The sequence below is a fragment of the Planococcus maritimus genome, from assembly GCF_001592825.1.
GTDB classification, from domain to species: domain Bacteria; phylum Bacillota; class Bacilli; order Bacillales_A; family Planococcaceae; genus Planococcus; species Planococcus maritimus_C.
Genome location: NZ_LTZG01000001.1, coordinates 314,599 through 335,631, shown reverse-complemented (window position 1 = coordinate 335,631; position 21,033 = coordinate 314,599). Strand labels below are relative to the sequence as shown.

General features: G+C 47.2%; 16 protein-coding genes. All 16 read left to right on the top strand.

The annotated features are described in order from the left end of the window. Positions 1–59 precede the first annotated feature (59 nt). The 16 genes from topA (at position 60) to AY633_RS01645 (ending at position 20,944) form a co-directional block, all read left to right on the top strand. Positions 60–2,129: a type I DNA topoisomerase gene (gene topA, locus AY633_RS01720; RefSeq protein WP_068485977.1), complete on the top strand. Its 2,070-nt coding sequence runs from the start codon at positions 60–62 to the stop codon at positions 2,127–2,129. Between the two features lie 21 nt (positions 2,130–2,150). Beyond that, entirely contained in the window at positions 2,151–3,461 is a 1,311-nt protein-coding gene (trmFO, locus tag AY633_RS01715; protein WP_068462860.1) for an FADH(2)-oxidizing methylenetetrahydrofolate--tRNA-(uracil(54)-C(5))-methyltransferase TrmFO, read from the top strand. Between the two features lie 69 nt (positions 3,462–3,530). Then, a complete protein-coding gene (gene xerC, locus AY633_RS01710; RefSeq protein ID WP_068485975.1) occupies positions 3,531–4,424 on the top strand; it encodes a tyrosine recombinase XerC in 894 nt (297 codons plus the stop codon). A gap of 16 nt (positions 4,425–4,440) precedes the next feature. After that, the gene (gene hslV / locus AY633_RS01705) at positions 4,441–4,989 is read left to right on the top strand and encodes an ATP-dependent protease subunit HslV (protein WP_068462856.1); all 549 of its coding nucleotides are present in this window, start codon (positions 4,441–4,443) and stop codon (positions 4,987–4,989) included. Then, on the top strand, positions 4,986–6,383 hold the full coding sequence (gene hslU, locus AY633_RS01700) for an HslU--HslV peptidase ATPase subunit (RefSeq protein ID WP_068485973.1): 1,398 nt from the start codon (positions 4,986–4,988) through the stop codon (positions 6,381–6,383). Before hslV ends, hslU begins: the two co-directional genes overlap by 4 nt. A gap of 95 nt (positions 6,384–6,478) precedes the next feature. Next, on the top strand, positions 6,479–7,258 hold the full coding sequence (codY, locus tag AY633_RS01695) for a GTP-sensing pleiotropic transcriptional regulator CodY (protein ID WP_068485970.1): 780 nt from the start codon (positions 6,479–6,481) through the stop codon (positions 7,256–7,258). A gap of 255 nt (positions 7,259–7,513) precedes the next feature. Then, positions 7,514–8,230: a 30S ribosomal protein S2 gene (gene rpsB, locus AY633_RS01690; RefSeq protein WP_068485968.1), complete on the top strand. Its 717-nt coding sequence runs from the start codon at positions 7,514–7,516 to the stop codon at positions 8,228–8,230. Positions 8,231–8,318: 88 nt separating this feature from the next. Then, a complete protein-coding gene (gene tsf / locus AY633_RS01685) occupies positions 8,319–9,203 on the top strand; it encodes a translation elongation factor Ts (RefSeq protein ID WP_068485966.1) in 885 nt (294 codons plus the stop codon). Positions 9,204–9,282: 79 nt separating this feature from the next. Beyond that, positions 9,283–10,008, top strand: coding sequence for a UMP kinase (gene pyrH / locus AY633_RS01680; protein ID WP_068485964.1), 726 nt, complete (start codon positions 9,283–9,285; stop codon positions 10,006–10,008). Next, a complete protein-coding gene (gene frr, locus AY633_RS01675; protein WP_068485962.1) occupies positions 10,008–10,565 on the top strand; it encodes a ribosome recycling factor in 558 nt (185 codons plus the stop codon). The genes pyrH and frr overlap by 1 nt, the downstream gene beginning before the upstream one ends. A 153-nt stretch (positions 10,566–10,718) precedes the next feature. Beyond that, positions 10,719–11,513, top strand: coding sequence for an isoprenyl transferase (locus AY633_RS01670; RefSeq protein WP_068485960.1), 795 nt, complete (start codon positions 10,719–10,721; stop codon positions 11,511–11,513). Then, entirely contained in the window at positions 11,510–12,301 is a 792-nt protein-coding gene (locus tag AY633_RS01665; protein ID WP_068485958.1) for a phosphatidate cytidylyltransferase, read from the top strand. The genes AY633_RS01670 and AY633_RS01665 overlap by 4 nt, the downstream gene beginning before the upstream one ends. A gap of 18 nt (positions 12,302–12,319) precedes the next feature. After that, positions 12,320–13,462: a 1-deoxy-D-xylulose-5-phosphate reductoisomerase gene (gene dxr / locus AY633_RS01660; RefSeq protein ID WP_068485956.1), complete on the top strand. Its 1,143-nt coding sequence runs from the start codon at positions 12,320–12,322 to the stop codon at positions 13,460–13,462. Between the two features lie 44 nt (positions 13,463–13,506). Continuing rightward, the gene (gene rseP, locus AY633_RS01655; protein ID WP_068485954.1) at positions 13,507–14,766 is read left to right on the top strand and encodes an RIP metalloprotease RseP; all 1,260 of its coding nucleotides are present in this window, start codon (positions 13,507–13,509) and stop codon (positions 14,764–14,766) included. A gap of 86 nt (positions 14,767–14,852) precedes the next feature. Further along, a complete protein-coding gene (locus AY633_RS01650) occupies positions 14,853–16,556 on the top strand; it encodes a proline--tRNA ligase (RefSeq protein WP_068485952.1) in 1,704 nt (567 codons plus the stop codon). An 80-nt stretch (positions 16,557–16,636) separates the two neighbouring features. Continuing rightward, the gene (locus AY633_RS01645; protein ID WP_068485950.1) at positions 16,637–20,944 is read left to right on the top strand and encodes a PolC-type DNA polymerase III; all 4,308 of its coding nucleotides are present in this window, start codon (positions 16,637–16,639) and stop codon (positions 20,942–20,944) included. Positions 20,945–21,033 lie beyond the last annotated feature (89 nt).

Here is a 21,033-nt window from a genome sequence, read left to right as displayed (position 1 = left end):
ATTTTGCATCAGGTGATTCTTTACACAATTTGAAGAGACCTCTATGAGGAGGAGTATGAATGGCGGATTATTTGGTGATTGTCGAATCGCCCGCAAAGGCAAAGACAATTGAACGGTATTTGGGTAAAAAGTATAAAGTGAAAGCCTCTCTTGGCCATTTGCGCGATTTGCCGCGCAGCCAGATGGGGGTAGATGTCGAGAACAATTACGAGCCCCGCTATATCACGATTCGCGGTAAAGGCCCGATTTTACAAGACCTAAAAAAAGAAGCGAAAAAAGCGAAAAAAGTCTTTCTCGCGGCTGACCCTGACAGAGAAGGAGAAGCAATCGCCTGGCATTTGGCGAACGCGCTCGGAGTAGATGTCGATTCGGACTGCCGTGTCGTATTTAACGAAATTACGAAAGATGCAGTAAAAGACGCATTCAAGCAACCGCGCAAACTAGACATGGATTTGGTTGACGCTCAACAAGCTCGACGAATTTTAGACCGTCTTGTTGGCTATAGCATCAGCCCGATTCTGTGGAAAAAAGTCAAAAAAGGCTTGTCGGCTGGCCGTGTTCAATCGGTTGCACTCGGTCTCATCATTGACCGCGAAAACGAAATCAAAAATTTCGAACCCGAAGAGTATTGGTCGATCACGGGCGAGTTTGAAAAGGCTAAGAAAGTATTCGAGGCACAATTTTATGGAACGCCAGAGAAAAAGTTGAAACTTTCCACTGAAGAAGATGTCAAAGCTGTATTGGCTACAATGAAAGGCAAGGATTTCTTAGTGAAAAGCGTCGTCAAGAAAGAGCGCAAACGCAATCCTTCTCCGTCTTTCACCACATCCTCTCTCCAACAGGAAGCAGCGCGTAAGTTGAATTTCCGCGCCAAGAAAACGATGATGCTTGCCCAGCAGCTTTATGAAGGGATTTCGGTCGGAAAAGAAGGCGTAACCGGTTTGATCACGTATATGCGTACCGACTCGACACGAATTTCGGAATCGGCAAAGCAAGATACAATCGGTTATATTCTCGATAAGTATGGCGAAGAGTACGTTACGCAGAAGCCTGCCGCGAAACAATCTCAAAAAGCACAAGATGCGCACGAAGCGGTCCGCCCGACGAGTGTCCACCGCACGCCGGAATCGCTGAAGAGCATTTTGTCTCGCGATCTTTACCGTTTGTATAAATTGATTTGGGACCGTTTTGTGGCAAGTCAAATGTCACCGGCGGTGCTCGATACGGTGATGGCAGAATTGCAAAACGGCGAAGCCATTTTCCGTGCCAATGGTTCCCAAGTGAAGTTTCCTGGTTTCATGAAGCTTTACATTGAAGGGACCGACGATAAAAAAGAAGAGAAAGACAATATCCTTCCGGAAATGAAGGAGGGCGATAAAGTCAAAGCGACCGACATTACGCCGAACCAGCATTTCACGCAACCGCCTCCGCGCTTTACGGAAGCACGCCTAGTGCGTACCTTAGAAGAGCTCGGCATAGGCCGTCCATCGACCTACGCGCCAACTTTGGATACGATTCAAAAACGCGGCTATGTCGCTTTGGATGCCAAGCGGTTTATCCCGACTGAGCTCGGTGAAATCGTCCATCAATTGGTGCATGATTTCTTCCCAGATATTTTGAACATCGAGTTTACCGCGAAGATGGAAAACGATTTGGATAGCATCGAAGAAAGTGAAGTCGATTGGCGAGCGATCATTGATGTGTTCTATAAAGAGTTTGCAAAAGACCTTGAAGTGGCTGAAAACGAAATGGAAAAAGTTCAAATTAAAGATGAGCCTGCAGGAGAAGATTGCGAAGAATGTGGTTCGCCGATGGTGTTTAAACTTGGGCGCTACGGCAAGTTCATGGCTTGCAGCAACTTCCCGGATTGCCGCAACACAAAAGCGATCGTCAAACATATCGGTGTCAAATGCCCTACTTGTAAAGAAGGAGAGATCGTGGAGCGGAAAAGCAAAAAACGCCGCATATTCTACGGTTGCGAACGTTACCCGGAATGTGAATTCGTTTCATGGGACAAACCAATCGAACGGCCTTGTCCGAAATGCAGCAGCTTGATGGTCGAAAAGAAAGTGAAAAAAGGCGTGCAGATCAACTGTACTGCTTGTGACTACAAAGAAGAAGTTCAATAAATCATATAGAGGTGTTTGATCATGACGAAAATTGTAAATGTAATCGGTGCCGGACTTGCAGGAAGCGAAGCGGCATGGCAAATCGCCAAACGTGGCGTCAACGTAAGACTATATGAAATGCGTCCGGTAAAACAGACTCCGGCGCATCATACAGATAAATTTGCAGAACTGGTTTGCAGCAACTCGTTGCGTGCCAATTCATTGACCAATGCGGTCGGTGTCATCAAAGAAGAGATGCGCAAACTGGATTCGGTCATCATCGATGCAGCCGACAAAGCGTCGGTACCGGCTGGCGGCGCGCTTGCAGTGGACCGTCATGAGTTTGCTGGCATGGTCACAGAAAATGTCCGCAACCACCCGCTCGTTGAAGTCATCAACGAGGAAGTGACAGAAATTCCGGAGGGTATCACGATCATCGCAACCGGACCGTTAACATCCCCTGCACTTGCTGAGAAAGTCCGCAAGTTGACTGGAGAAGAATACTTGTATTTCTATGATGCGGCTGCACCAATCGTCGAGAAAGACAGCATCGACATGGACAAAGTCTATTTGAAATCGCGTTATGATAAAGGCGAAGCTGCCTATTTGAATTGCCCGATGACAGAAGAAGAGTTCCGCCGCTTCCACACAGCATTAGTTGAAGCGGAAGTCGTGCCGCTGAAAGAATTCGAGAAGGAAATCTATTTCGAAGGCTGTATGCCTGTTGAAGTAATGGCTGCTAGAGGCGATAAAACCTTGACATTTGGCCCGATGAAACCGGTCGGCCTGGAAGACCCGAAAACCGGCGAACGGCCATATGCGGTCGTGCAATTGCGTCAAGACGATGCAGCGGGGACGCTTTATAACATTGTTGGGTTCCAGACTCATTTAAAATGGGGCGCGCAAAAAGAAATCTTGCGCATGATCCCGGGACTTGAGAACGTGGAAATTGTCCGCTATGGTGTGATGCACCGCAACACGTTTATCAATTCGCCGAATGTCTTAAAACCGACCTATCAATTGAAAGCTGATTCGAATATTTTCTTCGCTGGCCAAATGACAGGCGTTGAAGGGTATGTGGAGTCTGCAGGAAGCGGCTTATTAGCTGGCATCAATGCGGCGAAGCTTGCACTAGGTGAAGAGCTGGTCGTCTTGCCTGCAGAAACGGCACTTGGCAGCATGGCACGTTACATCACCGAAGCAGATTCGAAAAACTTCCAACCGATGAACATTAACTTCGGCTTATTCCCAGATTTAGGTGAACGCATCAAATCAAAACAAGAGCGTGCTGAACGCCACGCCAACCGTGCGCTTGAATCAATTCAAAATTATATGAATTCAGTGACGGTTTAATTGAAAAAAGCCTCTAAGTATTGGTATACTTTAGAGGCTTTTTTAAATGCCTGAAAGGCGGCGTGCCAGATGATGAAAGAACAAATGCTCGAATCGTTTATGAGCTATATCCAATTGGAGAAGAATTATTCCGCCCACACTGTCCACCAGTACCTACAGGATATGGAGGGTTTTTTTCTGTTCCTGGAACAAGAAGGCGTGAGTGATCTGCACGAAGTCGAATACCTTCATGCACGAAATTATGTAACGAAATTATATGATGCCCAATTATCCAGAACGTCCATCTCGCGAAAAATTTCTGCCATCCGATCGTTTTTCCGCTATGGCAACCGCGAGTTCGGACTCAGCGAAGCCGCGTTCCGTTCGCTGTTCCATCCGAAGAAAGAAGAGCGGCTGCCACAGTTTTTCTATGAGGAAGAGCTAGAGCAGCTATTTGCTTCACTGACAGGTGAAGATGCATTATCGCTGCGCAATCGTGCTATGCTCGAATTGCTTTATGCGACCGGCATGCGTGTCAGTGAATGCGTATCGATCAAGATGAAAGACTTAGACCGCCATATGCATATCGTCAAAGTGCTAGGCAAAGGCAGAAAAGAGCGTTACATCCCCTACGGTCAATTTGCGCATGAGGCGCTGGAACTTTATATCGATAGTTCTCGTCCTCGATTGATGAAGTCGAAAGAGCATGACATGTTGTTTGTCAACAGCCGGGGCGATGGAGTGACGGACCGGGGCATTCGCCATATTTTGAATGAATGCATGAAAAAGGCGTCGCTCAATTCGTCGATCTATCCGCATATGATCCGTCATACTTTTGCGACCCATCTTTTGAACAATGGGGCGGACATGCGTACAGTCCAAGAGCTGCTGGGCCATACACATCTTAGTTCTACGCAAGTCTATACGCATGTAACGAAAGACCATTTGCGCAATACGTATTTAAAGTCCCATCCAAGGGCATAAGGAGGAAGCCAATACCATGCAGGAATTTCATGCAACCACGATCTTTGCAGTGAAACATAAAGGCAAATCGGCAATGGCTGGTGATGGCCAAGTGACATTCGGTAATGCTGTTGTCATGAAGCATACCGCAAAAAAAGTTCGCCGGCTCTATAACAACGAAGTATTGACTGGGTTTGCCGGTTCTGTAGCTGACGCTTTTACGCTGTTTGAAATGTTTGAAGGCAAGCTCACTGAATTCAACGGCAATCTGCAACGCGCCGCAGTCGAACTCGCGAAGCAATGGCGAGGCGATAAAATGCTGCGCCAATTGGAAGCGATGCTCATCGTCATGAACAAAGACGAACTTTTATTGGTATCGGGCACCGGGGAAGTCATCGAACCCGATGATGGGATCCTGGCAATCGGCTCAGGCGGCAATTACGCACTCGCAGCAGGCCGTGCGTTGAAGACTTATGCCGGCGATCATATGACAGCAGGGGAAATCGCCCAATCCGCACTTGAAACGGCTGCGGACATTTGTGTCTATACAAATCATCAAATCATTATGGAGGAGTTGTCCGAATGAAAACGCAAACCGATTTGACTCCGAGGCAGATTACCGATCACTTGGACCGCTTCATCGTTGGACAAAAAGATGCCAAACGATCGATTGCGATTGCGCTGCGCAACCGCTACCGTCGCAGCCGCCTCGATGAAGAGCTGCAGGATGAAGTCATCCCGAAGAATATTTTGATGATTGGTCCGACCGGTGTTGGAAAAACGGAAATCGCGCGCCGCATTGCAAAATTGACCGGTGCACCATTTATTAAAGTTGAAGCGACGAAGTTCACGGAAGTTGGATATGTCGGGCGCGACGTGGAATCGATGGTACGTGATTTGGTCGAAGCTTCTGTGCGCATCGTCAAAGAAGAAAAGTACGAAGCCGTAAAAGAGCGCGCAGAATCCTCTGCCAACGACCGCCTCGTAAAATTGCTGGCACCGTCGATGAAGAAAAAGCAGACTGCGCAAAATCCACTTGAAATGTTCTTTGGCCAAAAGCAAGAACAGGAAGAAGAAGACCCGGAAGCGGAAGTCGAAGTGCGCGTCAAGCGCCGTGAAATTGCCGCTGACTTGAAAGCCGGCAAGCTTGAAGAGGAATGGGTGACGGTAGAAGTGACCGAAAATAACGCTTCTATGTTTGATGCTTTCCAAGGCTCGGGCATGGAGCAGATGGGCGAGAACATGCAAGATGCCTTGTCTTCTTTGATGCCGAAGAAAAAGAAAAAGCGCCGCATGCAAGTGAAAGATGCACGCCGCGTGTTGACGGCAGAAGAATCGGAAAAGCTGGTGGATAGCGAAGAAATATCGATGGAGGCGATCCGCCGCGCTGAACAGCACGGCATCATCTTTATCGATGAAATGGACAAGATTGCAAGCAAAAACTCCAGTTCCTCTGCGGATGTATCCAGAGAAGGCGTTCAGCGCGATATTTTGCCAATTGTCGAAGGTTCCACTGTAACGACCAAATACGGCGCGGTGAAAACAGATTATGTGCTGTTTGTCGCAGCTGGGGCATTCCATATGTCAAAACCATCCGATTTAATCCCAGAATTACAAGGCCGTTTCCCAATTCGTGTCGAATTGACCAAGTTAGAAGTAGATGATTTCGTGAAGATTTTGACAGAACCGAAACATTCCTTGCTCAATCAGTATAAAGCTCTTCTCGAAACAGAGGGAGTTGTGGTACACTTTACTGATGCGTCAATCGTCAGACTTGCGGAAATTGCTTATGAAGTAAATCAACAGACGGATAATATCGGCGCTCGCCGACTTCATACAATATTGGAACGCTTATTGGAAGATTTATCATTTGAGGCATCTGAGATTTCACCTGCTCAAATCGATATTACCCCCCAGTATGTTAACGAAAAGCTTGAAAATGTGGCGAAAAATAAAGATTTGTCACAATTTATCTTGTAGAAAGAGTCATATTGGTTTCATTAAAGTGTAAAAACCTTTAGAATATTGAATAAACGGTGCGAAATACGTACGAATCATGTAGGAGGTTCATTATTATGAATTTATTGGGAAAAACAAGACGCATTAACTCTATGCTGCAAGCAGCAGCCGGCAAGCCGGTTAACTTTAAGGACATGGCTGAAACATTGAGCGAAGTCATCGAAGCAAATGTCTTCGTCGTCAGCCGCAAAGGGAAGGTTCTTGGCTATGCTGTCAACCAGCAGATCGAAAACGAGCGCATGAAGAACATGCTCGAAGAACGCCAATTCCCGGTCGAATACACACAAAATCTTTCGAACGTTACAGAAACGTCCGCTAACATGGATGTGAACAGCGAGCACACGATCTTCCCAGTGGAAGAGCGCGAACTATTCAAAAACGGCTTGACGACAATCGTTCCGATCATCGGCGGCGGTGAACGCCTTGGCACATTATTGCTTGGCCGCGTCAATGATGAGTTCGGCGATGATGACTTGATCCTTGGCGAATACGGCGCGACAGTTGTCGGCATGGAAATCCTCCGTGAAAAAGGCGACCGCATCGAAGAAGAAGCCCGCAGCAAAGCTGTTGTGCAAATGGCGATCAGCTCGCTTTCATACAGCGAACTTGAAGCAATCGAGCATATCTTTGAAGAACTCGACGGCAACGAAGGCTTGCTTGTCGCTTCTAAAATCGCGGACCGTGTCGGTATCACGCGTTCGGTTATCGTCAACGCACTTCGTAAACTTGAAAGTGCTGGCGTTATCGAATCCCGTTCACTCGGCATGAAAGGAACGTATATCAAAGTATTGAATACAAAATTCCTTGCAGAGCTCGAACAATTGAAAATGAATTAATCTCATGCGCCGCCCCGGACTATCCAATAGTTCCGGGGCGGCTTTTGCATGAAAAAAGCGATCGCTAGATAGTTAGTGTCGGTAAGTGGGTGTTTTTGAAAATATCAGTTGCAGTCACAAGTGGAAGCGTGGTATAATTTCAAATGGTGTTAAATACACACGCATTCTGATCTGTTCCGCTGGTGCCTGAATGGGTAACGGTTCAGAAGCGAAGAATGCGGAGGCAAACAAAAACCTATTAGGAGGAAACACATCATGGCAGTAATCTCAATGAAACAATTGCTTGAAGCTGGTGTTCACTTTGGCCACCAAACTCGCCGCTGGAACCCGAAAATGAAGAAATACATCTTCGTGGAACGTAACGGCATCTACATCATCGACCTTCAAAAAACGGTCCGTAAACTTGAGGAAGCTTATAACTTCATGAAACAAGTGGGCGAAGAAGGCGGTAAAGTTTTGTTCGTAGGAACAAAAAAACAAGCGCAGGACGCGATCAAAGAAGAAGCAGAGCGTTCTGGCAACTACTACATCAACCAACGCTGGTTGGGTGGTACATTGACAAACTTCGGCACGATCCAAAAACGTGTTAACCGCATGAAACAGATCGAGCGCATGGAAGAAGACGGCACTTTCGAAGTCCTTCCGAAAAAAGAAGTAGTCCAATTGAAAAAACAACACGAACGCTTGGAGAAATTCCTAGGCGGTATCCGTGACATGAACGGTCTTCCAGACGTAATGTTCGTCGTAGACCCACGTAAAGAACGCATTGCAGTAGCAGAAGCTATGAAATTGAACATTCCAATCGTTGGTATCGTTGACACAAACTGCGATCCGGACGAAATCGATTACGTAATCCCTGCAAACGACGATGCAATCCGTGCGGTCAAACTATTGACTGGCAAAATGGCAGATGCTCTTCTTGAAGCTAAGCCAGAAGAAGACGAAGAAGTATCAGCAGAATCTGCTGAGTAATTCGCAATGTTTACAGGTGATAAGCGGCCAACCCCACTTATCACCTTTTTTTGAGAAAACACAGACAAATTGAAGGAGGAACTTAATCATGGCAGTTACAGCTCAAATGGTTAAAGAATTGCGCGAAAAAACAGGCGCAGGTATGATGGATTGCAAAAAAGCATTGGTACAAACTGACGGTGACATTGACGCAGCACTAGACTTCCTTCGCGAAAAAGGATTGTCAAGCGCTTCTAAAAAAGCAGACCGCATTGCAGCTGAAGGAATCACTTCAATCCTTGAAGAAGGAAACGAAGCGGTTATCTACGAAGTTAACGCTGAAACTGATTTCGTTGCGAAAAACGAAGGTTTCCAAACTTTGGTCAGAGAAATCGGCGAACACTTGCTAGCAACTAAACCGGCAACAATCGACGAAGCGAATGCTTCGACAATGTCTAACGGCTTGTCAGTAGCAGATCACATCTCAAATGCTATCGCTAAAATCGGCGAAAAAATCACATTGCGCCGCTTCGAAATCCGCACGAAAGCGGACAACGATGCTTTTGGCCCTTACTTGCACATGGGCGGCCGTATTGGCGTTCTAGTCGTATTGGAAGGTTCTTCTGATTCACAAGCTGCACGCGATATCGCTATGCACATCGCTGCTCTAAACCCGAAATACATTTCACGCGACGAAGTTTCTGCTGACGAAGTAGAGCGCGAGCGCAGTGTATTGACTGAGCAAGCATTGAACGAAGGCAAGCCAGAAAAAATCGTTGAAAAAATGGTTGAAGGCCGCCTTGGAAAATACTTTGAAGACATCTGCTTGCTTGACCAAGCATTCGTTAAAAACTCTGACCAGAAAGTCCGCGACTTCGCAGCATCTGTTGGCGGCACTGTAAAAGAGTTTATCCGTTACGAAGTAGGCGAAGGCATTGAAAAACGCGAAGACAACTTCGCTGACGAAGTTATGAGCCAAGTCAACAAAAAATAATTCAACTTTTATATGAGTCATTCGGGGAGCACAATGTTGTGTTCCCTGTTTTTCAATAAACGTGTAACGGAGGGTACCGATGAGTGTTCCAAAATACAAACGCATTGTACTGAAATTAAGTGGCGAAGCGATGGCAGGCGGACAAGGTTTCGGTCTTTCCCCTGAAATCATCAAATCTGTCGCGGCGCAAGTAAAAGAAATTGTAGACCTCGGCGTTGAAGTAGCGGTAGTAGTCGGCGGTGGCAACATCTGGCGTGGCAAAGTCGGTTCGGAAATGGGCATGGACCGTGCAACGGCAGACTATATGGGCATGCTAGCAACTGTCATGAACTCACTGGCCTTGCAAGATTCTCTAGAGAAACAAGACGTGGAAACACGCGTATTGTCTTCTATTGAAATGCGCCAAGTCGCCGAGCCGTATATCCGCAGAAGAGCCATTCGCCACCTCGAGAAAAAACGCGTGGTTATTTTCTCTGCCGGAACCGGAAATCCTTACTTCTCGACAGATACGACGGCTGCCTTGCGGGCGGCAGAGATCGAGGCTGATGTCATCTTGATGGCGAAAAACAATGTGGACGGCGTTTATTCCGCTGATCCGAAAACCGATGTTGAAGCAGTCAAATACGATGAACTATCGTACTTCGATGTCATCCAGCAAGGGCTTCAAGTAATGGATTCGACAGCTTCCACATTATGTATGGACAATGATATTCCACTCGTAGTATTCTCTATAATGGAAAAAGGAAACATAAAACGAGCTGTTCTGGGTGAAAAGATCGGGACAGTTGTGAGGAGAACATTATAATGCCAAAAACAATCATGAACGACACGAAAACAAAAATGAGCAATGCCATTCAAGCTTTTTCGCGTGATTTGGCTTCTATCCGAGCGGGGCGCGCAACCCCATCATTGCTCGACAAAATTACAGTCGAGTATTATGGTGCTCCAACACCGATCAACCAAGTAGCGGGTATTTCCGTACCGGAAGCGCGCTTGATTATGATTCAGCCGTACGACAAAACGGTATTGCCTGAAATCGAAAAAGCAATCATGAAATCAGATCTTGGGCTCAGCCCTTCAAATGACGGCAATGTTATCCGTCTTGCGATCCCGGCTCTTACAGAAGAGCGCCGCAAAGATTTGGTTAAACAAGTGAAAAAAGAAGCGGAAGAGGCGAAAGTGGGTATCCGCAACATTCGCCGCGATGCTAATGACGAGTTGAAAAAGTTGGAGAAAAAGAGCGAAATCACAGTTGATGATTTGCGCGGCTACTCGGACGATGTGCAAGATATGACGAATACGCATATCGCTAAGATCGACGACATGGCTAAAGACAAAGAAACTGAAATCATGGCAGTTTAAGCGAACTTCATCTGTTTCTGGGCGTCCTGTTTAACAGGACGCTTTTTTTCATGCCAAAATTTTGGGAGTGACTTGAAAGTTCACGCACAACAGCCATTTTTTTGATATGATAAGCAATAGACATTCCGAGTGGTTACAAGTGGAGGATTAATTATGTTCAATAAACTATTAAAGAGAAATATAGAGCCGGTAGTGGTGGAATACGGTGAGCGTGCAATGGCTGTAGCGGGTGCAGGTGTGCCGTCTCACGTCGCGATCATTATGGACGGCAATGGCCGCTGGGCTAAAAAGCGGTCCATGCCGAGAATCGCCGGACATCACGAAGGCATGAAGACAGTCCGTAAAATCACCAAGCTTGCAAGTCACCTTGGTGTGGATGTGTTGACTTTGTATGCCTTTTCGACAGAAAACTGGAAACGGCCGAAAATGGAAGTCGACTTTCTGATGCGTTTGCCGGAAGAATTCCTCACCAGCTTTTTGCCGGAACTCATCGAGGAGAATGTTCGCGTGGAAATGATGGGCTATACAGACAATTTACCAGCCCATACGCTTCAAGCGATCAAAAAAGCGAAAGAAGCAACCAAGCATAACGATGGATTGGTGTTAAATTTTGCATTGAATTACGGCAGCCGGGCGGAAATCGTCGATACTGTCAAAAACTTAGCGGCACTAGTCCAGGCAGGAGAGCTGGATCCATCGGAGATTTCCGAAGAGATGATTACAAGCCGACTGATGACGAGCGATTTGCCGGAGCCCGATTTATTGATCCGGACGAGCGGGGAGGTTCGTTTGAGCAATTTTATGTTGTGGCAATTGGCCTATACGGAATTATGGTTTACCGATACCTTATGGCCGGATTTTGGTGAAGATTGTTTGCTTGAAGCATTCGAAGTTTATCAGAAACGAAATCGTCGATTTGGTGGCTTGAAGGGGGAAGAAGTAAATTGAAGCAACGCATTATTACAGGAGCTATAGCAGCTGCTTTATTCATTCCGTTTGTCATCATCGGCGGAATTCCGTTTATTCTTTTGGTATATGTCCTTGCAACAATCGGTTTTCAAGAATTACTTAAAATGAAAGGCCGGAGCCTCATGAGTGTGCCCGGCCTTATTTCTCTGGTCGCCCTATATGCCTTTATGCTGCCGGGTGACTGGTCTCAGGAAGTATACGAATGGACTGGTTATTTAAAAGTGGAATTTGTTTTCATGGCAGTTATTTTGCTGCTCATACATACAGTTGTTGTTAAAAACAGTTTTACATTTGATGACGCTGCGTTCGCCATCTTGGGTACTCTTTATGTGGGCTTAGGGTTTTATTACTTAATCGAAACTAGAGAATCTGGCCTCGCAGTGTTAATTTTTGCGCTGCTGGTCGTTTGGTTCACCGATTCCGGCGCTTATTTTACCGGCCGGAAAATCGGCAAACGCAAGCTATGGCCTGAAATTTCGCCGAACAAGACCATTGAAGGGTTTGTCGGAGGCATCATATGGGCTATAGGCATCGGCTTAGTTTTCGCCTATTTTGCTGGTATGGAGCAGTCGCTACTACTCGTCGCCATTGTGGCGATCGTTGCTTCGATTTTTGGCCAGTTGGGCGATTTGGTGGAATCGGCATTAAAGCGCCATTTCAATGTCAAGGATTCTGGAAAGATGCTGCCGGGGCATGGCGGCATTTTGGACCGATTCGACAGCATTCTGTTTGTTATGCCGCTTTTGCATTTCCTGCATTTTATTTAAGAGAGGATTGTTTCATTGATGAAAAAAATCATATTACTTGGGGCGACTGGTTCAATCGGCGTCCAGACAGCGGATATCATCCGGGAACATCCCGAAGAATTTTCGCTTGTCGGTTTATCATCTGGTAAAAACATGGAAGTTACTCGAAAACTGATACAGGAATTTCGCCCGGAAATCGTTTGCGTTCAGCTCGCCGAAGATGCAAAGCAGTTGCAGCAGGAATTTACGGGCATTCAGTTCGTCCATGGCAGCCAAGGCCTAATTGATGCTTCGACCTATGATGCGGATGTTTTGGTCAATGCAGTGATCGGCAGTGTCGGACTTGAGCCGACTTTAGAAGCGATCAAACTTGGCCGCACGATCGCCATTGCCAATAAAGAAACGCTCGTGACAGCTGGACATCTGGTTATGCAAAGCGCGAAGCAATACGGAGCGGACATCTTGCCGGTAGACAGTGAACATTCGGCTTTGTTCCAAGCGCTCAATGGCGAAAAGCTCGAGCAGGCAAGCCGACTGATTTTGACCGCTTCTGGCGGAAGCTTCCGAGATAAGACACGCGAAGAGCTCGCTGATGTCACAGTGGAAGACGCGCTCAATCATCCGAACTGGTCAATGGGGTCCAAGATCACGATTGACTCAGCGACGATGCTGAATAAAGGGCTCGAAGTCATTGAAGCGCACGTATTGTTCGATTTTGCTTATGACGATATCGATGTCTTGCTGCATAGAGAAAGCATTATCCATTCGTTGGTCGAATTTCAGGACACGAGTGTCATGGCACAACTCGGCACGCCGGATATGAGGGTGCCGATCCAATATGCCCTTTCTTATCCGGACCGCCTGCCGCGCCCGTCTGCTAAACGATTAGATCTCGCGGAAATCGCTCAATTGAATTTCCGGGCGATGGATTACGAACGCTTTCGTGCGTTGAAGCTGGCATTTGACGCCGGTCGTGAAGGCGGCACGATGACAACTGTCTTGAATGCTGCTAATGAACAGGCAGTAGCAATGTTCTTAAACCGCCAAATCGGCTTTTTGCAAATTGAGGAATTCATTGAACGGGCGATGCTGGCGCATAAAACGATCGCCTCTCCCGATTTGGAGACGATCTTGGCTGCAGATTCTGAAACGAGAAAAACTGTGGAAAACATGCTAAAATAGCGACAGATTAAAACCGAATATGGTTTATGAAGGATGGGTTCAAAATGGAGACAGTATTAGCGTTCATTATCATTTTCGGCGCCTTAGTGTTTTTCCACGAACTGGGCCATTTCTTGTTCGCTAAGCGGGCTGGGATTCTCGTTCGTGAATTCGCTATCGGGATGGGCCCAAAGATTTTGGCCATCACACGAGGCGAGACGCTGTATACGATCAGATTGCTTCCGATCGGTGGTTACGTCCGCATGGCGGGCGAAGAAATGGATGCTATCCATTTGCAAGCTGGCCACCGCATCGGATTGCTACTTGACGAACAGGGACAGGCAAAGAAAATCATACTCAATCAAAAGCATGTCTATCCCGATATCTTGTTCCTAGAAGTAGAACAAGCAGATCTTGAAAAAGACCTTTTTATCAAAGGGTATGACGAAGATGAACAATTGATGAATATTAAAGTTGCTCGCAATGCCGTAGTGGAAGAAAACGGCCGCGAAACGATCTTGGCGCCTTACGATCGCACATTTGATGCGAAAAATTTGCCGAATCGTTTCATGACGATTTTTGCAGGTCCGTTTTTCAACTTTATCCTGGCATTTTTTATCTTTACCGCGATTGGCATGATGCAAGGCGTACCAACGTTCGAACCAGTCATTTCAGAAGTTACAGAAGACAGTCCTGCTGAACAGGCAGGCATGCAGGACGGCGATTTGGTGACAGAGATCGAAGGCCAATCGATCAGCACATGGGACGAACTTGTAGAATCCGTACAAGGTAGTGCCGGAACAGCGCTTGATTTCCAAGTAGAGCGCGGCGGCGAACCGCTAAGTTTCACGATCACCCCAGAATTGTCTGATCAAACGGCAGAAGAAGTCGGCGTCATCGGCGTGCTGTACCAAAGTCCTGTAGAAAAAGACTTTTTCGGTTCATTCGCTTACGGCGCTGAACAAACGGTTTTTTGGTTCAAGGAAATTTTCCGTTTGCTCGGCATGCTCGTGACAGGACAGTTCACAATTGATGCCTTGTCAGGGCCTGTTGGCATTTATAAAACGACTGAAGAAGTCGCGCAGTACGGTATCTTTACGCTTATGAGCTGGGCTGGCATGCTCAGCATCAATTTGGGGATCATGAACTTGTTGCCGCTTCCTGCTCTTGACGGTGGGCGCCTCATGTTCTTCGTCCTTGAAGCTTTGCGTGGCAAACCAGTCGACAAGCAAAAAGAAGGAATGGTCCATTTTGTAGGGATTATGCTATTGATGCTGTTGATGATCGTCGTGACCTGGAATGACATCCAGCGATTTTTCTTTTAATTGATGAAAGGAAAGCGTCTATCGCTTTCCTTTCTCTGCTACATAGAGAGTTACAAATACAATGACCAGTTGAGGTGTATTCGGATATGAGACAAACATTAAGTTTTATCCCAACATTAAGAGAGACTCCAGCTGATGCGGAAGTAAAATCGCATCAATTATTGCTGCGCGCAGGATTTATCCGCCAAAACACGAGTGGAATTTATTCGTTCCTTCCGCTCGGCAAACGCGTTTTGCACAAAGTCGAAAAAATCATCCGCGAGGAAATGGAAGCGATCAATAGCGTCGAAGTATTCATGCCAGCTTTGCAACAAGCTGAACTTTGGCAGGAGACGGGGCGTTGGTACTCTTATGGCGATGAATTGATGCGCTTAAAAGACCGTAACGACCGCGAGTTTGCACTTGGGGCGACACATGAGGAAATCATCACGAGCCTATTGCGCGATGAAATCAAATCTTATAAAAAACTGCCGCTGACTTTGTATCAAATCCAGTCGAAGTTCCGCGATGAAAAACGTCCACGCTTCGGCTTGTTGCGCGGCCGTGAATTCCTTATGAAAGATGCCTATTCTTTCCATGCTACAACGGATAGCCTCGATAAAACTTACAATGACATGATGCAGGCCTATAGCAATATCTTCAGCCGCCTTGGATTGAACTTCCGCGCTGTTATTGCGGACTCTGGAGCAATCGGTGGCAAGGACAATCATGAATTCATGGTGCTGTCAGAAATTGGTGAAGATACCATTGCGTATTCGGACAGCTCACCTTACGCTGCCAATATCGAAATGGCGGCGGTTCAAATGGATTATCCAGTATCTGATGAAACAGCTCTTCCAATGGAAAAAGTGGAGACGCCTGACCAAAAGACCATCGCACAAGTGGCGCAATTCCTTGAGACTACGCCTGAAAACTGCATCAAGACCTTGGTATTCAAAGCGGACGATGAGTTAATCGTTGTATTGTCACGCGGCGACCACGAAGTAAACGATGTGAAAGCCAAGCACATTTCAGGCGCGAAGTTGATCGAATTGGCAACTCCTGAAGAAGTGCGTGAATTGCTGTCTTGCGATATCGGTTCCATTGGGCCTGTGGGCTTGCCGGCAGATGTCCGCGTATTCGCAGACAATGCCGTCCAATCAATCGTCAACGGCGTAACAGGTGCCAATGAAGACGGTGTCCATTTGAAAAATGTTACACCAGGTGAAGATTTCACCGTCGAAGCTTATGGAGACTTGCGCTTTGTGAAAGAGGGAGATCCGTCGCCAGATGGCAAAGGCACCATTCAATTTGCCAGAGGAATTGAAGTTGGACATATCTTCAAATTGGGTACGACATACAGTGAACCGATGAAAGCAACGTTCCTCAACGACCAAGGCAAAGCGATGCCTTATATCATGGGTTGCTACGGAATCGGCGTTTCGCGCATTGTAGCGGCTGTTGCTGAAGAGTTCCAGGATGATTCCGGCTTTACTTGGCCGAGTGCGGTGGCGCCGTATGAAATCCACGTCGTGCCAGTTAATGTCAAAGACGATGTCCAGCGTGAAACCGGAGAAGAAATTTATGAACAATTGAAAGCGCAAGGATTCGAAGTGCTGCTCGATGACCGCAAAGAGCGCGCTGGCGTAAAATTTGCAGATGCTGATTTGATCGGCTTACCGCTTCGCATCACGGTTGGCAAACGGGCCGCAGAAGGAATCTTGGAAGTGAAAATCCGTGAAACCAATGAAACCGTCGAATGGCATAAAGATGAAGTGCACGACAAGGTACACGAATTCTTTAAGAAATAAATAGTAATCTGATATGATAAAAGGAAAGTACATCCGTACTTTCCTTTCTTTTTCTGAAATAAATGGCGAAGGGGATAATCATGATAAATGAGCAAGACGCCAAGATGAGATTTAAATTGCTGCTGCAGCATCTGGAGTTAACGGACGATGTCCATATGCCTTATTTTGAAGAGGCTGAATTGACACGTATGACTGTCCACAAGAAAGACCGGGCATGGCGCTTTATCGTCAAACTCAAGCAAGTACTGCCGCTTGAATTATTTGTTATTTTCCGCGAGCGACTGCAAGCCAAGTTTTCATCGATTGCAAGCGTTCAAGTACACATAGAAACATCCGCACAACAAGCTGACGGAGAGCAAGTTTCCGCCTACTGGCGACATGTCGTTGATGAATTGGCAGATATGGCCCCGCCGCTCCGTGAGCAGCTGTTGTCTCAAGCGCCGGTATGGAACGGCAATAAACTGATTATTGATTGCTGCCACGAACACGAAATGATGGCGTTGAAATCAAAATATACCGAAAAGTTGAGCCAAGTCTTCCAGCAATTCGGATTTCCGGCATTTTCAATCGATTTTCAGCTATCCGGAGAAGATCAGCAAGAAGCACGCGCTGCTTTTATGGAACAGCGCAAAGTCGAGGAAGAAGCGATGGCAAAACGAGCAGTCGCGGACATGAAAAAACGAGAAACTGAACGCAAAGAAAATGGCGCCCCGTCTGGTCCATTTCAAATGGGTTCTGCCATCAAGCCGGACGAGCCGATTGTCGAAATCCGTTCAATTGTCGATGAAGAACGCCGCGTGACCATCGAAGGCTTCGTGTTCGATGTCGAAGTCCGCGAATTGCGCAGCGGCCGTTCGCTATTGACGGTCAAGATGACCGATTATACCGACTCCATCCTAGTGAAAATGTTCTCTCGCGATAAAGAAGATGCGGAATTGATGGCACAGGCGAAAAAAGGCATGTGGCTGAGAGCAAGAGGCTCGATTCAAACCGACACCTTCGTTAGAGACTTGGTCATGATGTCGAACGACATGGTCGAAATCAATCCATCGGTCCGCAAAGATACCGCTGAAGTGAAGCGGGCAGAATTGCATCTGCATTCGCCCATGAGCCAAATGGATGCAGTCTCTTCAATTGGCTCACTAGTCGAACAAGCGGCGAAATGGGGGCATCCAGCGATTGCCGTCACGGATCACGCAGGGGTGCAAGCATTTCCAGACGCGTATGCCGCGAGTCAAAAGCATGGCATCAAAGCGATATTCGGTTTAGAAGCGAATTTAGTCGATGATGGTGTTCCGATTGCCTACGAAGAACGCCACGCCTTGCTTGAAGAAGAAACCTTTGTGGTCTTTGACTTAGAGACGACAGGACTATCCGCCGTTTACGATACGATCATTGAGCTCGCGGCGGTCAAAATCAAGGGCGGAAATATCATCGATAAATTCGAACGCTTTGCTAACCCACATCATCCACTGTCGGCAACAACTATCGATTTGACAGGCATCACGGATGATATGGTGCGCAATGCACCGGAAGTCGAGGAAGTCATTCGCGAATACCATGAATGGGCAGGAGACCATATTATGGTCGCCCATAACGCTTCATTTGATATGGGCTTTTTGTATGTTGCCTATAAAAAATACGGCATCGATCAAACCCATGCCACTATCGATACATTGGAACTTGCACGTATGCTTCATCCGGAAATGAAAAATCACCGCCTGAACACCTTGGCGAAAAAGTTCAATATCGAACTGACGCAGCATCACCGCGCCATCTACGATACGGAAGCGACCGCTTATTTACTGACACATCTATTGAAAGAAGCGGACGATAAAGGCATTCTTTACCACGACCAACTGAATGATTATGTTGGAACAGGAGATTCCTATAAACGATCGCGTCCGACTCATTGCACCTTGCTAGCCAAAGACCAGGAAGGCTTGAAGAATTTGTTCAAGCTCGTGTCAGCATCTCACATCAATTATTTTTACCGCGTGCCACGTATTCCGCGTTCGCTCCTGCAGCGCCACCGGAAAGGCTTGCTTGTCGGTTCGGGTTGCGACAAGGGCGAAGTATTCGAAGCGGTCATGCAAAAATCGATGGAAGAAGTCGAACGGACGGCGCAATTCTATGATTATTTGGAAGTGCATCCGAAAGAAGTGTATCAACCATTGATCGACCGGGAATTGATTCGCGATGAATGGAATCTTGAAGACATCATCAGAAAGTTAGTCAAAGTAAGCCGCAAACTCGATAAGCCACTGGTCGCGACAGGAAATGTCCATTATTTAGATGAAACGGATGCCATCTTCCGCCAGGTACTGATCGGTTCGCAAGGCGGGGCCAACCCATTGAACCGTTCGACCTTGCCGAAAGTGCATTTCCGGACAACCAATGAAATGCTCGATGCCTTTGACTTTCTTGGCGAAGAGACGGCACGTGAACTCGTCGTCGACAATTCCTTGAAAATTGCAGATATGATCGATGTCGTGAAACCGATTAAAGATGAATTGTATACACCGAAAATTGAAGGGGCAGACGAGGAAGTTCGGGAGCTCAGTTACACGATGGCTCGCTCGATTTATGGTGATGACTTGCCCGAGATTGTCGAAGCGCGCATCGAGAAGGAACTGAAATCGATTATCGGACACGGCTTCGCGGTTATTTACTTGATTTCACATAAACTGGTAAAAAAATCACTGGACGACGGCTACCTCGTCGGTTCGCGTGGGTCGGTCGGCTCTTCACTTGTTGCGACGCTTACCGAAATCACGGAAGTTAATCCTTTGCCGCCCCATTATGTGTGCAGAAAATGCAAAAAATCCGAGTTCTTTGATGACGGTTCTGTCGGCTCCGGCTTTGACTTGAAAGACAAAGAATGTCCGGACTGCGGCATTCCATATAAAAAAGATGGTCAGGATATCCCGTTTGAAACTTTCCTCGGATTTAAAGGCGATAAAGTTCCCGATATCGATCTCAACTTTAGTGGAGAATACCAGCCACAAGCGCATAATTACACGAAAGTGCTATTTGGCGAAGACAATGTCTTCCGGGCCGGAACAATCGGGACAGTAGCCGAGAAAACGGCATACGGGTATGTGCGCGGCTACGCCAATGATCGCGATATGACCATGCGGGGCGCTGAAATCGACCGTTTGGTACAGGGTTGCTCCGGCGTTAAGCGCAGCACAGGGCAGCACCCGGGCGGTATCATTGTTGTGCCTGATTATATGGACATTTATGATTTTTCACCGATTCAGTTCCCGGCAGATGCGCAGGATTCTGAATGGAAGACGACTCATTTCGACTTCCACTCGATTCACGATAATTTATTGAAGCTTGATATTCTCGGGCATGATGACCCGACAGTGATCCGTATGCTGCAGGATTTATCCGGCATTGACCCGAAGACGATCCCGACCGACGACCCGGAAGTGATGAAGATTTTCGCAGGGCCTGAGTCGCTCGGCGTCACGAAAGAGCAGATCGGCTGCAAAACCGGAACACTCGGCATCCCCGAATTCGGCACGCGCTTTGTCCGCCAAATGCTCGAAGATACAAAACCGACGACATTCTCTGAACTCGTACAGATTTCCGGCTTGTCACACGGCACGGACGTTTGGCTCGGCAATGCCCAAGAATTGATCCACAATGGCACCTGCCAGCTGTCCGACGTAATCGGCTGCCGGGATGACATCATGGTTTACTTGATTTATCAAGGGCTTGAGTCTTCACTGGCGTTCAAGATCATGGAATCGGTACGGAAAGGGAAAGGCTTGACGCCGGAAATGGAAGCGGCGATGAAAGAACAAGCGGTCCCGAACTGGTATATCGAATCGTGTAAGAAGATCAAGTACATGTTCCCGAAAGCGCACGCCGCTGCCTACGTCTTGATGGCAGTCCGCATCGCTTATTTCAAGGTGCATTTCCCAGTACTCTACTACGCCGCGTATTTCACGGTGCGGGCAGAAGATTTCGATGTCAACGCCATGGCGAAAGGCTCTCAATCGATTCGTGCCAAAGTAGACGAAATCAATTCAAAAGGATTGGAGGCTTCGACGAAAGAAAAGAACTTGATGACGGTCATGGAACTGGCGCTTGAAATGGTCGAGCGCGGCTATTCATTCCAAAAAGTCGATTTGTATAAATCCTCAGCGGATGAATTCCTGATCGAAGGCAATACCTTAATCCCGCCATTCAATGCGATCCCGGGTCTCGGCACCAATGCCGCGAAATCGATCGTTGCCGCAAGGGCGGAGGGTGAATTCTTGTCGAAGGAAGATTTACAGCAGCGCGGCCGCGTCTCAAAAACGATCATCGAGTACATGGATGATCACGGTTGCCTAGAGGGAATGCCTGATGCCAATCAGCTGTCCTTGTTCTAGTCAGTTGCGCCGTACCGCTAAGCATGGTATTATTGTAATAACATTTACTGATAGCTCTGTCGCAGAAGAGTGGGTTCTCCCGCTCTTTT